Origin of the sequence: Pseudomonas sp. 008 (assembly GCF_016861935.1) — a bacterium.
GTDB lineage: Bacteria > Pseudomonadota > Gammaproteobacteria > Pseudomonadales > Pseudomonadaceae > Aquipseudomonas.
On sequence record NZ_BOMA01000006.1, the window covers coordinates 315211 to 330349 of the forward strand.

The 15139-nt window shown below is 60.3% G+C and carries 15 protein-coding genes; 7 read left to right on the forward strand and 8 right to left on the reverse strand.

From position 1 onward, the window contains the following. Positions 1 to 81: 81 nt before the first annotated feature. Positions 82 to 543, reverse strand: a complete 462-nt coding sequence (locus tag JUI81_RS15155; RefSeq protein ID WP_204124620.1) for a MarR family winged helix-turn-helix transcriptional regulator — start codon at positions 541 to 543, stop codon at positions 82 to 84. Between the two features lie 69 nt (positions 544 to 612). Beyond that, a complete protein-coding gene (locus JUI81_RS15160) occupies positions 613 to 1569 on the reverse strand; it encodes a LysR family transcriptional regulator (protein ID WP_204124602.1) in 957 nt (318 codons plus the stop codon). Between the two features lie 125 nt (positions 1570 to 1694). Here JUI81_RS15160 and JUI81_RS15165 point away from each other — a divergent pair, with 125 nt between their 5' ends. Continuing rightward, a complete protein-coding gene (locus tag JUI81_RS15165) occupies positions 1695 to 2429 on the forward strand; it encodes a sulfite exporter TauE/SafE family protein (RefSeq protein WP_081625787.1) in 735 nt (244 codons plus the stop codon). Here JUI81_RS15165 and JUI81_RS15170 read toward each other — a convergent pair. Continuing rightward, entirely contained in the window at positions 2419 to 3273 is an 855-nt protein-coding gene (locus tag JUI81_RS15170) for a LysR family transcriptional regulator (RefSeq protein ID WP_204124603.1), read from the reverse strand. The two genes, JUI81_RS15165 and JUI81_RS15170, sit on opposite strands and share 11 nt — an antisense overlap. A 96-nt stretch (positions 3274 to 3369) precedes the next feature. Between JUI81_RS15170 and JUI81_RS15175 the strand changes: the two genes are divergently transcribed. Further along, entirely contained in the window at positions 3370 to 3585 is a 216-nt protein-coding gene (locus tag JUI81_RS15175) for a DUF1127 domain-containing protein (protein ID WP_018930023.1), read from the forward strand. A 64-nt stretch (positions 3586 to 3649) separates the two neighbouring features. Then, complete coding sequence (locus JUI81_RS15180; RefSeq protein ID WP_096480833.1) at positions 3650 to 4879, forward strand: winged helix-turn-helix domain-containing protein; 1230 nt, start codon at positions 3650 to 3652, stop codon at positions 4877 to 4879. A 110-nt stretch (positions 4880 to 4989) separates the two neighbouring features. Here JUI81_RS15180 and JUI81_RS15185 read toward each other — a convergent pair whose 3' ends face one another. Next, on the reverse strand, positions 4990 to 6336 hold the full coding sequence (locus JUI81_RS15185) for a class II 3-deoxy-7-phosphoheptulonate synthase (RefSeq protein WP_007899909.1): 1347 nt from the start codon (positions 6334 to 6336) through the stop codon (positions 4990 to 4992). Between the two features lie 148 nt (positions 6337 to 6484). On the opposite strand from JUI81_RS15185, the gene JUI81_RS15190 reads away from it, so the two are divergent. Beyond that, entirely contained in the window at positions 6485 to 7240 is a 756-nt protein-coding gene (locus JUI81_RS15190; RefSeq protein ID WP_007940010.1) for a spermidine synthase, read from the forward strand. Positions 7241 to 7297: 57 nt separating this feature from the next. Here the strand turns inward: JUI81_RS15190 and JUI81_RS15195 are convergent, their stop codons facing one another. After that, positions 7298 to 8089, reverse strand: coding sequence for a crotonase/enoyl-CoA hydratase family protein (locus JUI81_RS15195; RefSeq protein ID WP_019582535.1), 792 nt, complete (start codon positions 8087 to 8089; stop codon positions 7298 to 7300). Positions 8090 to 8510: 421 nt separating this feature from the next. Between JUI81_RS15195 and JUI81_RS15200 the strand changes: the two genes are divergently transcribed. Further along, positions 8511 to 10184 carry a DEAD/DEAH box helicase gene (locus JUI81_RS15200; protein WP_007940012.1) on the forward strand — a complete coding sequence of 558 codons (1674 nt, stop codon included), beginning with the start codon at positions 8511 to 8513 and terminating at the stop codon, positions 10182 to 10184. A gap of 104 nt (positions 10185 to 10288) precedes the next feature. Here the strand turns inward: JUI81_RS15200 and JUI81_RS15205 are convergent, their stop codons facing one another. Further along, positions 10289 to 11056 (reverse strand): class III extradiol ring-cleavage dioxygenase, encoded by a 768-nt coding sequence (locus JUI81_RS15205; RefSeq protein WP_019582533.1) that lies wholly within the window; start codon positions 11054 to 11056, stop codon positions 10289 to 10291. A 103-nt stretch (positions 11057 to 11159) separates the two neighbouring features. Between JUI81_RS15205 and JUI81_RS15210 the strand changes: the two genes are divergently transcribed. Continuing rightward, positions 11160 to 11816, forward strand: coding sequence for a thiopurine S-methyltransferase (locus JUI81_RS15210; protein ID WP_204124604.1), 657 nt, complete (start codon positions 11160 to 11162; stop codon positions 11814 to 11816). 217 nt (positions 11817 to 12033) lie between these two features. Here JUI81_RS15210 and htpX read toward each other — a convergent pair whose 3' ends face one another. Beyond that, positions 12034 to 12921, reverse strand: coding sequence for a protease HtpX (htpX, locus tag JUI81_RS15215; protein WP_019582531.1), 888 nt, complete (start codon positions 12919 to 12921; stop codon positions 12034 to 12036). A 317-nt stretch (positions 12922 to 13238) separates the two neighbouring features. Beyond that, entirely contained in the window at positions 13239 to 14450 is a 1212-nt protein-coding gene (locus JUI81_RS15220; protein ID WP_007940017.1) for a pyridoxal phosphate-dependent aminotransferase, read from the reverse strand. 226 nt (positions 14451 to 14676) lie between these two features. Between JUI81_RS15220 and msrB the strand changes: the two genes are divergently transcribed. Then, a complete protein-coding gene (msrB, locus tag JUI81_RS15225) occupies positions 14677 to 15072 on the forward strand; it encodes a peptide-methionine (R)-S-oxide reductase MsrB (RefSeq protein ID WP_019582529.1) in 396 nt (131 codons plus the stop codon). Positions 15073 to 15139 lie beyond the last annotated feature (67 nt).

A 15139-nucleotide genomic window follows, 5' to 3' on the forward strand; every position in this document is an offset into this window, starting at 1 on the left:
TTATGCGAAGTGAATTTTTTTGCGACGGGGAGGACGCCTTCGCGGGCGATCCGACTTGCCCGCGAAGAACGATAACGCGGTCTAAAGGCTGTATTGCAGGTGGCTGCGCAGCTCCTGGAGATCCGCTTGCAGCTTCTTCAACTGTTCCAGCGTCTGCCCGCTGGCGCCGAGGATGCACTGCGGAATATCGCGTGCTTTGTCTCGCAGCGCATGGCCTTGCTCGGTGAGTTCGACAATCACTACCCGTTCGTCTTCGCGGCTGCGGGTGCGGCTCAGCAGGCCTTCGGCTTCCAGGCGTTTGAGCAGCGGGGTGAGGGAGCCGGGATCGGTCAGCAGTCGGCTGCTAATTTCGCCGACCGTCAACCCGTCCTTTTCCCACAACACCATCATTGCCAGGTACTGCGGATACGTCAGGCCCAGCGCTTGCAGCAGCGGCTTGTAGACCTTGGTCATCAGCAACGAAGTGGAATGCAGGGCGAAGCAGACCTGATTATCCAGCAGCAGGTTATCGCAGTTGTCCGGGGTGTCGCGCTCGGTGTTCATTTCAAAGCCTTGATCAGTGATCGTCATGAATCTAGCGGGCGAATCTTTAATGCGCCAGATAATTATGGACTAGTGGCGGTCCAGGTTGGTTTGCAGCGCCAGATCCCACGGTGGGATGGGGCTGAAACGGGTCTTCAGGTATTCCAGCAGCAGGCGGCTACGCGAACTGGGCTGTTGCTCCAGGCGTAACGCATAAATACCGGTGCTTTCCGGTTGTGGCAGACCTTTTTCGCAGAACAGCGGCAGCAGTTCGCCGCGCAATAAATATTCACTGGCCAGCCAGGTCGGCAAATGCGCGACACCCAACCCGGCCAGTGCGCCGCAGACCAGCGCCTCGGCGTTGTTGGCGCTCATGCGGATTCGCGCAGGCCGGTGCAAGTGCATCTGCCCATCCCGCTCGAAGCGCCAGGCGAACGGCGGAGCCAGGCCGTCCCAATCCAGGCCGTCGTGGTCGACCAATTGCGCCGGCTCGGTCGGCACGCCACGGCGTTGCAGGTAATCGGGGCTGGCGCAGGCGATGCGCACCATGCTCGCCAGCGGCGTGGCCACCAGCCGGGTATCGGCCATTTGCCCGGCACGCAGCACCAGATCGACCTTGCCCAGGTTCGAACCCTGCATGTCGACAAAGCTGTCGATCAGGTGCAATTGCACGTCGAGGCCGGGGTAAAGGGTCAGGAAGTCGGCAATCACCGGTGCCAGATGGCGTCGTCCGAACGCTGCCGGCGCATCGACCCGAATCAAGCCTTCCGGCGCATTGCTCAGGGACACCGCTTCCGCCCGCGCCAGCCGCAGCTCCGCGACGATCCGCCGCGCGCGCTCGGCAAAGGCCAAACCTGCCGGGGTAGCCCGCACCGCGTGGGTGCTGCGAATGAACAGCTGACTGCCGACGGCGCTTTCCAGGCTATCGATACGTCGCGCCACCGCCGATGGCGTCAGGGGATGACGGCGGGATGCAGCGGAAAAACTGCCGGTTTCCAGCACATCCAGAAACAGCCCGAGTTGTTCGGTCAATTGATTGGGGTTCATGGCTTCATCAACGCTTGTGCGAATTTGGCACAGCCATTGTGCGTTGCTGTGCGTTTCCCCGCCAGAGCCGACTGCGTAGGATGAACAGCCTGACAAGAGGAAAACCGCCTGTGATTGAGTTCGTGATGTACCTGGTTTTTGGCGCTGCCCTGGGCACCCTCGGCGGGCTCTTCGGCATTGGTGGCGGGCTGGTGGCGATTCCGCTGCTGGGCGTGTGGTGCGGTCTCGATCAGCAGGTTGCCCAAGGCACGGCGCTGGTGATGGTGGTGCCGAACGTGATGCTGGCGCTATGGCGCTATCACCAACGCAATCGCATCGAATTGCGCCATGCGCTGCCATTGGCTTCGATGGGATTCTGCTTCGCCTGGATCGGTTCGATCTGGGCGGTGGGCGTTGATGCGCAAACCATGCGCGTGGGGTTTGTCGCGTTCCTGGTCGCGCTGTCGGCCTACAACCTGATGCGAATGTTCACCGCCACCGCGCCGGCGTCTTCACAGATGCATTATTCATGGCCGTGGCTGGGTGTGCTCGGCGCGGCTTCCGGGACCATGGGCGGGTTGTTTGGCGTGGGCGGGGCGGTGGTGGCCACGCCGGTGTTGACCAGTCTGTTCGGTACCAGCCAAGTGGTTGCCCAGGGCTTGTCGCTGGCGCTGGCATTGCCGAGCACGGGCGTCACGTTGGCAACTTATGCGGTGCACCATCAGGTGCACTGGGCGATCGGTATACCGTTGGCGGTCGGTGGATTGATGAGCATCAGTTGGGGCGTGAGAATCGCCCACGCACTGCCGGAGCGGCTGTTGCGCGGGCTGTTTTGTGGTTTTCTGGTGTTCTGTGCGGTGATGCTCGCCTTTAAAGTTTGAAGCCTTCGATGATGTGTTCGGCCAGGCATTCGGTGATCGGCGAAGGGTTGTTCAGGTTGCGGATCAGCATGATGCTGGCTTCCGGCAGCAGCGGCAGGTCTTCGTCGGCGCCAAGGATGCGCATGTCCGGCGTGATCAGGCTTTCCAGTTGCGCGGTGATCGCTAGCCCTGCGCTGACCACCGCCATCAATGCCGACAGGCTGGAGCTGTTGTAGGCAATGCGGTAATCGCGGCCCATGGCGTCCAGCGCATTACACGCCCAGACGCGGCAGAAACAATCACTGTTGAACATCGCCAGCGGCAGCGGCGTCTGCTCGTGGGCGTTGAAGCATTGGGCTTCGGCCCAGACAAAGCGCTCCTTGCGCAACAACTGGCCGATCTCGTTACCCGGCTCGCGGGTGACGATGGACAGATCCAGATCCTGGCGCTGCAACAGTTGCCGGGTTGATTCGCAATGAACCTCGATCTGGATCAGCGGGTAGAACTGCGCGAAGCGCGACAGGATGCCCGGCAGAAAGCGCATCACGTAATCGTCGGGTGTGCCGATGCGCACCGTGCCGACCATGTGCGGCTCGCGCAGGGTATTGAAGACTTCGCTGTGGAGTTTGAGGATGCGCCGCGCATAGCCGAGCAACACCTGGCCTTCGGCGGTCAGTTTGACCTGGCGCCCGTCGCGTTCGAACAGCTGGCGCTGCAACACGTCTTCTTCCAGACGTTTCATCTGCATGCTCACCGCCGACTGGGTGCGGTTGACCATTTCCCCGGCGCGGGTAAAGCCGCCCTGATCAGCGATCGCGACGAAGGTGCGCAGTACATCGGTGTCGATACTGGGGTAGGCGGACATTCATCAATCTCCGAGATGTATGCCATCAGAAACATTCGTTGGATTGATCTTAGCGCTGCGGCGAGACTGGATCCATCCCTAAAGGAGGGCTACACGATGAAAGGTCACAACGAGCATGTAACGGAACAAAAATTCTCAATCCACGCGGTGTCCGATCTGCTGCACAAGTTTAGTCGCTGGTACGAACTTCACCGTGAGCGTGAATTACTGGCGAGCTTGAGCGATGAAGCACTGAAGGATATCGGCGTGAGCCGCGCAGATGTGGAACATGAGGCAGTAAGACCGTTCTGGGATGATCCGATGCACAAATGATGATGCCATCGCTACACAAACCGCTTTCGGGTGAGGTAGGTTGCGAGCAGACAAGGAGATGCTCATGCCCGCCACACTGTCCTTTTCCCTCAAACAGGCTCGGCGTCTGGCGCTGGCTGCCCAAGGGTTCAACGGGCGCCAGCCGCCGGCGGCGACCAAGCCGGTTCAGCTCAACCGGCTGATCGAACGGCTCGGCATTCTGCAGATCGATTCGGTCAATGCATTGGTGCGTTCGCACTACCTTCCCGTGTTTTCCCGTCTTGGCAATTATTCAACCGACTTGCTCGATCAGGCTGCCTGGAGTCAGGGCCGTCGGCGCACGTTGTTCGAGTATTGGGGCCACGAAGCTTCGTTATTACCGTTGTCGATGTACCCCTTGATGCGCTGGCGCATGCAGCGCGCAGCCCGTGGCGAAGATATCTACCAGCAACTGGCGCGTTTCGGTCGTGAGCAGCAGGACACGATTCGCCGTGTTTTAGCGTCGGTCCAGGAGCTCGGTGCACTGGGGGCGGGCAGTCTGTCGACCCGTCAGGAACGGGCAGGGCCGTGGTGGGACTGGAGCGCTGAAAAGCATGCGCTTGAATGGTTGTTCGCCGCCGGTGAAGTGACCGTGGCCAGCCGGCGCGGGTTCGAACGGCTTTATGATTTGCCGGAACGGGTGATTCCTTCGGCGCTTCTGCAGCAGCCCTTGCTCAGTGAAGCCGAAGCCCAGCGCGGGTTATTGCTGCATGCGGCCACGGCGTTGGGCGTCGGCACGGAAAAGGACCTGCGGGACTATTTTCGCTTGAACCCCGCAGACAGCCGGCCGCGTCTGGCGGAACTGGTCGAGGGCGGTGAGCTGCTGGTCTGTGAGGTTGAAGGCTGGCGGCAACCGGCCTATTGCCTGGCTGAGCCGAAAGTGCCGCGCAAGGTCGAGGCCAGTGCGCTGCTTTCACCGTTCGATTCGCTGATTTGGGAGCGCAGCCGTACCGAGCGATTGTTCGATTTCCGTTATCGGCTGGAGATTTATACGCCGCAGCACAAACGCGTCTACGGCTATTACGTCTTGCCGTTTTTGCACAATGAGCGGATTGCTGCGCGGGTCGACTTGCGGGCCGAACGAGCGTCGGGCCGGTTGGCGGTGCATGCCGTGCATGAGGAAGAGCCGGGGCTGGATGATGAAGGGATGCTGGCGTTGGCAGTCAATCTGCGGCGGATGGCCGATTGGTTGGGGCTTGAGCGGGTTCAGCTGAATTGCCCGCGGGCGAGTGCGGCGCGGTTGCGGGGGGCGTTGGCTCAATTCAGTGTTGTTTGAATTGACGCCTTCGCGGGCAAGCCTCGCTCCTTGTATGTTGGCCGAACCGGAAATGTGAACGACCCAAAACCTGTAGGAACGAGGCTTGCCCGCGAAGGGCTTAACGCGATTTAACGGCGGACTTGCTTCAGGGTCTCGGCAATCAAAAACGCCAGTTCCAGCGACTGATCGGCATTCATCCGCGGGTCGCAATGGGTGTGATAACGATCCGACAACCCATCTTCGGTAATCGGCCGCGCGCCGCCGATGCATTCGGTGACGTTCTGCCCGGTCATTTCGATGTGTATGCCGCCGGCATAACTGCCTTCCGCTTCGTGAACCTGGAAGAACTGCTTCACCTCGCCAAGGATCTGCGCGAAGTCGCGGGTCTTGTAGCCGCTGCTGGCCTTGATGGTGTTGCCGTGCATCGGGTCGGAGCTCCAAAGCACTTGCTTGCCTTCGCGCTGCACCGCGCGAATCAGCTGCGGCAGGTGATCGCCGACCTTGTTCGCGCCCATCCGCGCAATCAGGTTCAGGCGACCCGGGTCGTTGTCCGGGTTGAGCACATCGATCAGGCGAATCAGGTCTTCAGGGTTCATGCTCGGGCCGACCTTGACCCCGATCGGGTTATGCACCCCGCGCAGGAATTCGACGTGAGCACCGTCCAGTTGACGGGTACGGTCACCGATCCACAGCATGTGGGCCGAGCAGTCGTAGTAGTCGTTGGTCAGGCTGTCGCGACGCACGAAGGCTTCTTCGTAGTTCAGCAGCAGCGCTTCGTGGGCGGTGAAGAAACTGGTTTCGCGCAGTTGCGGCGAGCTGTCCATGCCGCAGGCACGCATGAAGGCCAGGGTTTCATCGATGCGATCGGCCAGGTGGCTGTATTTCTCGGCCAGTGCCGAGTTGGCGATGAAGTCCAGGTTCCATTTGTGTACCTGATGCAGATCGGCAAAGCCGCCCTGGGCAAAGGCGCGCAGCAGGTTCAGGGTTGCGGTGGACTGGTGGTAGGACTGCAGCAGGCGATCCGGGTCCGGCACGCGGCTTTTTTCGTCGAAACCGATGCCGTTGACGATGTCGCCACGGTAGGCCGGTAGCGTCACGCCGTTGATGGTTTCATCGTTGGCCGAACGGGGTTTGGCGAACTGACCGGCCATGCGTCCGACTTTGACTACCGGGCAACCGGCGGCGAAAGTCATGACGATCGCCATTTGCAGCAACACTTTAAAGGTGTCGCGAATTTTCGCGGCGGAGAATTCGGCGAAGCTTTCGGCGCAGTCGCCGCCCTGCAACAGAAACGCCCGGCCCTGGGTGACTTCGGCAAACTGACGGCGCAACTCCCGCGCTTCACCGGCAAACACCAGTGGCGGATAGCTCGCCAGGGTTTGCTCGACGTGCAGCAAATGCGCCGCGTCGGGGTATTGAGGTTGTTGCTGGATCGGCAGGGCGCGCCAGCTGTCAGGGCTCCAGGGTTGGCTCATCGCAGTCTCTAGTGTTTTACGCTCGGACGGTTATGTTATCAGCAATTAGTGCGTGACCTGCTCCCGTCGCTTCGCGGACAATCGCGCCTTTGCCGCTTTATGTTGCGGTTTATCGCGTTGCCGGGGCCGGTAACGATCAGGAGACGAAATGACTGAGGAGCGCGTCGAGCATCTGCTCGCCGAGGTACAGGATGAGTTCGGCGTGATTCGCGTGCTGGAAGTGGCCGACTACCGTTTTCTGGAGTTCGGTGACGCCATCGAACAGAGCTGCGTGTTCACCGCCGACCCTAGCTGGCTCGAGTACGATTACACCCGCGCGATGCTGATTGGCGCGCTGTGCCACGAGCAGCCGGAAAGCGCGCTGTTCCTCGGCCTTGGCGCGGGGACACTGACCCAGGCTTGCTTGAAGTTCCTGCCACTGGAAGATGTCGAAGCCATCGAGCTGCGCCCTGACGTACCGCGCCTGGCCATCGAATACCTGGGCCTGGATGACGATCCGCGGCTGTACATCCGCGTCGGCGATGCACTGGAGTTGCTCGATACGGCTGAACCGGCCGATCTGATTTTCGTCGACCTGTATACCGATGTCGGGCCGGGTGTCGGGCACCTGGCCTGGAGCTTTCTGGAAAACTGTCAGAAACGCTTGAATCCGGGTGGCTGGCTGGTGATCAACCAGTGGGCCACCGACGACGGCAAGCCGTTGGGCGCAGCGTTGTTGCGCGGTCTCTATCACCGGCATTACTGGGAACTGCCGGTGAAGGAGGGCAACGTGATTCTGATCGTGCCATCGGAGCTGGATCAGGAGCTGGACATGGAAGGGCTGATCGCCCGTGCGGAAGGCCTGGCGCCGCGGTTGGGGTATTCGTTGCAATCGTTGATCAAGGATATTCGACCGGCGACTTAATGCGATGAGGTCATCTGTGGCGAGGGAGCTTGCCCCCTCGCCACAAAAGCCGATCTGTCAGCAACCTTTGAAGACCCCCGGCCGCTTCTCGATCATTGACCGCACACCCTCCTTGGCGTCCTCGCTGTTGAGCAGTTTCTTCGCCAGCGCCGGCAATGCCTGGGCCGCAGCAATTTCACCCTCGTAGCGCGCCTGTCGCGCAGACATCAACGTCGCCTGAACCCCCAGCGGTGCCTGCCTCGCAATCCTCTCAGCCAACTCGATCGCCCGTGGCAGCAAGTCCTCGCTGGCCATGACTTCCTGCACCAGGCCCAGACGCAGGGCATCATGTGCATCGAATTCATCGCCGGTGAGCAGCCAGCGCATGGCGTTGCCCCAACCGGCGACCTGATGCAGGCGCAAGGTGGCGCCGCCGAACGGGAGGAGTCCGCGCTGCACTTCCTTTTGGGCAAAACGGGTATTGCTGGCGCACAGGTTGATGTCGGCGGCCAGCATCAATTCGATGCCCGCGGTCAGGCAGTAGCCTTGCGCCGCGACAATCACCGGTTTGTTGACCCGGGGGCCGCCGAACACGCCCCAGGGATCGCAGCCGCCGGGCGGTGCCTGCCAGCCTTCGGCCAGGGCTGCGCCGGCGCTGACCAGGTCGAGCCCGGCAGTGAAATGCTCGCCATGGCCGAACACCACCGCGACCCGCGCCTCACTGTCGGCTTCGAATTCGCCATAGGCCAGGCTGAGCGCATTGAGCAGGTCGAGGTCGAAGGCATTGCGCTTGGCCACCCGATCCAGGCCGATCATCAGGACATGACCGTGTCGTTCACGGGTTACACGACTGGGGCTGGGCTGATTCATGGAGCATTTCCTCGGGCGGGAAGGGGGCGTCAGACCAAAGGTCTGCGTCGCAAGGGTGAACCGTTTTAGCGCCATCGTCAGCAGGGCCGGGCCTTTGCAAAATAGACGGTTGTACGATTATCCGCAAAGCCCGTGACACAACGGCGTATGCCGGTTTTTTCCGATAAAAAAAGCTCCCTTTTTTGCCGAATTCCGGTATAGTGCGCGCCGGCCTTTAACCGGGCCGCGTTTAGGTAGCGCAATTCCCCGAAGCCAGCTTCGGCTGCACGTCCGCCCCGCGGACTCTTCCTTGACGATTCTTTTCATTCATTCGTTTTCGCAAATCCCCGCCGACAAAGCTGCCAGGGCGACTCTTGAGTCTCAACACGGCATGCGCAGCTTTGGAGCATGGGTCTTTGCGGATGCACTTAGAGGCAGACCCATGACCCAGGAAATCGGCGGCTTCGCCGCTCTTGAACTTCACCCTAATATTGTCGCTGCAGTAGTCGCTACCGGCTATGAAGAGCCTTCGGCCATTCAGCAGCAGTCGATCCCGATCATTCTCGCCGGTCACGATATGATTGGCCAGGCGCAAACCGGTACCGGTAAAACCGCTGCCTTTGCCCTGCCGATCCTGCACCGCATTGATCCGTCCAAGCGCGAGCCGCAAGCTCTGATCCTGGCCCCAACTCGTGAGTTGGCGCTACAAGTTGCAACCGCTTTCGAAACCTACGCCAAGCAAATGCCGGGCGTAACTGTTGTGGCTGTCTACGGCGGCGCGCCGATGGGCCCACAATTGAAAGCAATCCGTAATGGCGCACAGATTGTTGTCGCCACTCCGGGTCGTCTGTGCGACCACCTGCGTCGCGACGAAAAAGTCCTGACTACCGTGAACCACCTGGTTCTCGACGAAGCGGACGAAATGCTCAAACTGGGCTTCATGGACGACCTGGAAGTTATCTTCAAGGCCATGCCGGAAACCCGTCAGACCGTATTGTTCTCGGCCACCCTGCCGCAATCGATCCGTGCCATCGCCGAACGCCACCTGCGCGATCCGAAGCACGTGAAGATCCAGAGCAAGACTCAGACCGTTACCGCGATCGAACAGGCTCACCTGTTGGTTCACGCTGACCAGAAGACTTCTGCCGTTCTCAGCTTGCTGGAAGTGGAAGATTTCGACGCCCTGATCATGTTCGTGCGCACCAAGCAAGCGACCCTGGACCTGGCCAGTGCCCTGGAAGCCAAAGGCTACAAAGCCGCTGCGCTGAACGGTGACATTGCTCAGAACCAGCGTGAGCGCGTCATCGAATCCCTCAAGGATGGCCGTCTGGACATCGTTGTGGCGACCGACGTTGCCGCTCGTGGCCTGGACGTTCCGCGTATCACTCACGTGTTCAACGTTGATATGCCGTACGACCCGGAATCCTACGTTCACCGTATCGGCCGTACCGGCCGTGCCGGTCGCGAAGGTCGCGCGCTGCTGCTGGTCACTCCTCGTGAGCGCCGCATGCTGCAAGTGATCGAGCGTGTTACCGGTCAGAAAGTTGCCGAAGTTCGCCTGCCGGACGCTCAAGCTGTTCTCGATGCCCGCATCAAGAAATTGACCAACAGCCTGTCGCCGCTGGTAGGTGATGCCGAGTCGACTCACGGTGATCTGCTGGATCGTCTGACTGCCGACATCGGTTGCAGCCCGCGTGCCCTGGCCGCAGCCCTGCTGCGCAAGGCTACCAACGGTCAAGCGCTGACCTTGGCCGCCATTGAGAAAGAACGTCCACTGGTGCCGAACAATGCACCGCGTGGCGATCGTCCAGAGCGTTCCGGTGATCGTCCGGACCGTGGTGACCGCGAGCGTCGTGCTCCGATCCCGCTGGCTGAAGGCCGTGCTCGTTGCCGTACCGCGCTGGGTGCGCGTGACGGTATCGCTGCCAAGAACCTGCTGGGCGCCATCCTCAACGAAGGTGGTCTGGCGCGTGAAGCCATCGGTCGCATTCAGGTGCGTGACAGCTTCAGCCTCGTCGAGCTGCCGGAAGATGGTCTGGAGCGTTTGCTGACCAAGCTGAAGGACACTCGCGTTGCCGGTAAGCAGTTGAAGCTGCGCCGCTACCGCGAAGATTGATCCGCCCCCGGGCTGATTGATCGCACATAAAAAATCCCCGACTGGTTCGGGGATTTTTTTTGCCTGCTGTTTTGTGGCGCGCGATGGGCGACTTGGTTTACCTGTCAGCTGAAACGATAGATATCCATTCCTAGCGCCCCCATGGTGAACCCCTGGTGCACAACGCTGAACTCGCCCCCGGCCGCGCGGGCGAAGTACAGAGGCAACAGATGTTCGTCACTCGGATGGTTGCGCACCGCGTTCGGCGCCTGCTGACGATAGTCGTGCAGCGCAGCTTCATCGTTCGCTTCGAGCTTCTCGATCATCCAGTCACGGAACGCCTTGGCCCAGGGTTCGACGCTTTCCGGGCCGGCGTGCCAGTCCAGTTCGCGCAGGTTGTGGGTGATGCTGCCAGAGCCGATCAACAGCACGCCGTGCTCGCGCAGGCTGGCCAGGGCATGGCCGACGCGGGTTTGCAGCGCCGGGCCGCCACGGGTGGGCAGCGAGACCTGCACCACCGGGACATCGGCCTGCGGGTACATCAACGACAAGGGTACCCAAACGCCGTGGTCGAAGGGGCGCTTGGTATCGATGCGCGCAGGCAGGCCATCGGTTTTCAGCAGCTCGACAACCTCTGTCGCCAGTTGCGGGCTGCCGGGTGCCGGGTACTGCACCTCGAACAAGGCCCGCGGAAAACCGCCGAAGTCGTGCCAGGTTTCGGGTTGGGGGTTGCCGCTGACCAGCAATTCGCTGCTTTCCCAGTGCGCGGAAACGATCACGATGGCCTTGGGCTTGGGCATTGTCGCCGCCAGATCCGCGAGGGCCGGCCCACTGGCGCCAGGTTCCAGGGCCAGCATGGGGGAGCCATGAGAGATATACAGGCTGGGGAACATAATTGAGCTCCTGGGAGTAAGATGGCAGCATCTTCAGTCAGATCATTGATCTAAATCTAATATAAGTTTTAGAGTCTTTTGATCGAATTTTTCGGGGTTAACTATGCAGCCGGAGTTTTGGCACAAACGATGGGCGTCGAATCAGATCGGCTTCCATCTGCCGGAAGTAAATCCCTATCTGCAACGGTTCTGGCCGCAACTGGGCCTTGATGAAGGTTCTCGCGTACTGGTGCCGTTGTGTGGCAAGAGCCTGGACCTGTTGTGGCTGGCGCACTGCGGTCATGAGGTGCTGGGCATCGAGTTGTCGGAAAAGGCCATCGAGGACTTTTTCAATGAGCATCAACTGGACCCGGCAATCAGCGAGCAGGGGCCTTTCAATGTCTATCGGGCCGGGTCGATCGAGCTGTGGTGCGGCGATTTCTTCGAGTTGACGGCAGGCGATGTTGCCGATTGCAGCGCACTGTACGACCGCGCGGCGCTGATCGCGCTGCCGCCAGCGATGCGTGAGCAATACGCGGCTCATCTGATTCGGATTCTGCCGAAGGATTCTTTAGGGATTTTGATTACGCTGGATTATGACCAGACGCAAATGTCCGGGCCGCCATTTGCTGTTCTTGATGACGAAGTGCAACGGCTGCTGGGGGGCTCGTGGGAGCTGAAGATCCTGGAAGACCAGGATGTCCTGGGTGAGAGCTGGAAGTTTCTCGAGGCCGGTGTCACGCGGCTTGAGGAGCGTGTGTATCGGGTTTCCAGCCATTAAGGTGTGTTGAGCTTGCTGGCCTCTTCGCGGGCAAGCCTCGCTCCTACAGGTCTTGTGTCGTTCACATAATCGGCGAATTACACAAAGCCTGTAGGAGCGAGTGGTGCGGCGATCCGACTTGCCCGCGAAGAGGGCCTGAAGAGCACCGCATTAATCAAACAGACAAAAAAAGGCCCGCATTCACTGCGGGCCTTTTCTTTTAGTGCTGCGGAAGCTGTCAGCCCCGGCGACGCAGTGCGTCGATGCGTTCTTCCAGCGGCGGGTGGCTCATGAACATGCGGGCGAACCCTTGCTTGAGACCGCCGTTGATGCCGAAGGCATTCAGGGTATCCGGCATGTGCACCGGCAGCCCTTGTTCGGCACGCAGGCGCTGCAGGGCGCCGATCATTGCGCTGGTACCCGCCAGGCGTGCGCCGGCGTCGTCGGCACGGAACTCGCGCTTGCGCGAGAACCACATGACGATGGCACTGGCCAGAATGCCCAGGACCAGTTCGGCGAAGATGGTCGCTATGTAGTAGGCGATGCCTTGGCCTTCTTCGTTCTTGAAGATCACCTTGTCGACAAAGTTGCCAATGATCCGGGCGAAGAACATCACGAAGGTGTTCACCACACCCTGGATCAGCGCCAGCGTGACCATGTCGCCATTGGCCACGTGACCGATTTCGTGGGCCAGAACGGCTTTCACTTCATCCGGCGAGAAACGCTCGAGCAAGCCCTGGCTGACCGCGACCAGTGCGTCGTTCTTGTTCCAGCCGGTGGCGAAGGCGTTGGCTTCATAGGCCGGGAAAATCCCGACTTCGGGCATCTTGATCCCGGCTTCGCGGGACAGTTGCTCGACGGTTTGCAGCAGCCATTGCTCATGCCGGGTGCGCGGCTGGCTGATGATCTGGGTGCTGGTGCTCATTTTCGCCATCCACTTGGAGATGAACAGCGAGAACAGGGAACCGGCGAAACCAAAGACCGCACAGAAAATCAGCAGCTGATTGAGGTTGAGATCAACCCCGTTGGCCGCCATGAACCCGTTGAAGCCGAAAAGGCTCAGGGTGATGCTGGCAATCAGCACGACCGCCAGGTTAGTGGCCAAAAACAGCAAAATGCGCATCATGGTTGTAGAAATCTCCTCGTGCTAAAGATGTAGCGTACTGCGGGGTATATAAGGTGCTGCACCGGGCTATTCAACCGGGTGACTATTTCAAACTGTGTCCTACGGCAACAGTCTAGCTGCTTGAAGGGCATTTCCGACGTCGGCATGGGAAACGGTTGTCAGCCAATTAGCGTCACAGGCCCCCGCCGTTGTTGGGCGTGGGCATGAAGCGTGTCGTCAGTCAGCGCTTGAAACAACGAGGCAGGGCAGGGCGCACAGAAGTGTTGCTGAATTAATCACCGTGCGACTTTTATCCGCGTCGCACGGTGACAGGCCATTTACTGGCGATAGGACTTGAGGAAGTTGCCGATCCGGCCAATGGCCTGATCCAGGTCGTCGACCCGTGGCAGGGTGACCACGCGGAAATGGTCTGGCCATGGCCAGTTGAAGGCCGTGCCTTGTACCACCAGCAGCTTTTCCGAGAGCAGCAGGTCGAGCACGAATTTCTCGTCGTTGTGGATCGGGCAGACTTTCGGATCGATCCGCGGGAACGCATACAGCGCACCCATCGGCTTGACGCAGCTTACGCCCGGAATGTCGTTGAGCAGTTCCCAGGTACGATTACGCTGTTCCAGCAGACGCCCTTGGGGCAATACCAGGTCATTGATGCTCTGATAACCACCGAGTGCGGTCTGGATCGCGTGCTGGCTCGGCACGTTGGCACACAGGCGCATATTAGCCAGCATGTCGATGCCTTCGATGTAGCTCTGGGCGTGGTGTTTCGGGCCGGAAATGGCGATCCAGCCGGAGCGGAAGCCGGCCACGCGATAGGACTTGGACAGGCCGTTGAAGGTCAGGCACAGCAGGTCCGGTGCCAGCGAGGCGGTGCAGATGTGCACGGCGTCGTCGTACAGGATCTTGTCGTAGATCTCGTCGGAGAACACCACCAGATTGTGCTGGCGCGCCAGCTCCAGCATGCCCAGCAGGACTTCTTTCGAATACACCGCGCCAGTCGGGTTGTTCGGGTTGATGATTACCAGGGCCTTGGTGTTCGGGGTGATCTTGGCCTTGATGTCGGCCAGGTCCGGCCACCAGTTGGCCTGCTCGTCGCACAGGTAATGCACCGGGTTGCCGCCCGCCAGGCTCACTGCGGCGGTCCACAGCGGATAGTCGGGGGCCGGCACCAGCACTTCGTCGCCGTTGTTGAGCAAGGCCTGCATCGACATCACGATCAGCTCGGAAACGCCGTTGCCCAGGTAAATGTCTTCAATGCCGACGCCTTCCACCTGCTTTTGCTGGTAGTACTGCATCACGGCTTTACGGGCGCTGAACAGGCCTTTGGAGTCGCTGTAGCCTTGGGCGGTCGGCAGGTTGCGGATCACGTCCTGAAGGATTTCGTCCGGCGCTTCGAAACCAAAGGGCGCCGGGTTGCCGATGTTCAGCTTGAGGATGCGATGGCCTTCCTCTTCCAGGCGTTTGGCGTGCTTGAGCACTGGGCCGCGAATGTCGTAGCAGACGTTGGCGAGCTTGTTCGATTTGCTGACCTGCATGGCGATGTGTTCCCGAAAATGAACGATCCAGGCGGCGTATGAACGGCCGTGCTGGGAATCCTGCGTATTCACACAGGCCTGACGCCTTGAGTGGCGGCACTCATAAATCCGTTTGAATGCGCGTGGTCTGGCTGCCAGACTGGCGTTTGACGAGGCGCAATCATACGTGCCGCCCGATCCGTGGAAAAGGTACAGATCGGGCTTTTTCAGCTGCTGAGGTGTATCAATGGAAAAGTTGGAAAAAACCCTGGAAGAATGGCGGGCCATGCTTGATCCGGAGCAGTACAACGTTTGCCGCCTCAAGGGCACCGAGCGACCGTTCTCCGGTAAATACAACGCCACCAAAACCGACGGCGTTTATCACTGCATCTGCTGCACCGCACCGCTGTTCGACTCCAAAACCAAGTTCGATTCCGGCTGCGGCTGGCCGAGCTTCTATGCGCCGATCGGCGACAGCGCGATGGTCGAGATCCGTGATATCAGCCACGGCATGATCCGTACCGAAGTGGTCTGCGCCAAATGCGATGCGCACCTTGGGCATGTGTTCCCGGACGGTCCGCCGCCAACCGGTTTGCGTTATTGCATCAACTCGGTGTGCCTGGACCTCGTTCCCCGCGAATAATCTGCTGATGTCGCGCGTTTGACTTGTGTACGCGGGAGCAGCCTCCGGCAGCTCCTGCAATGATGTT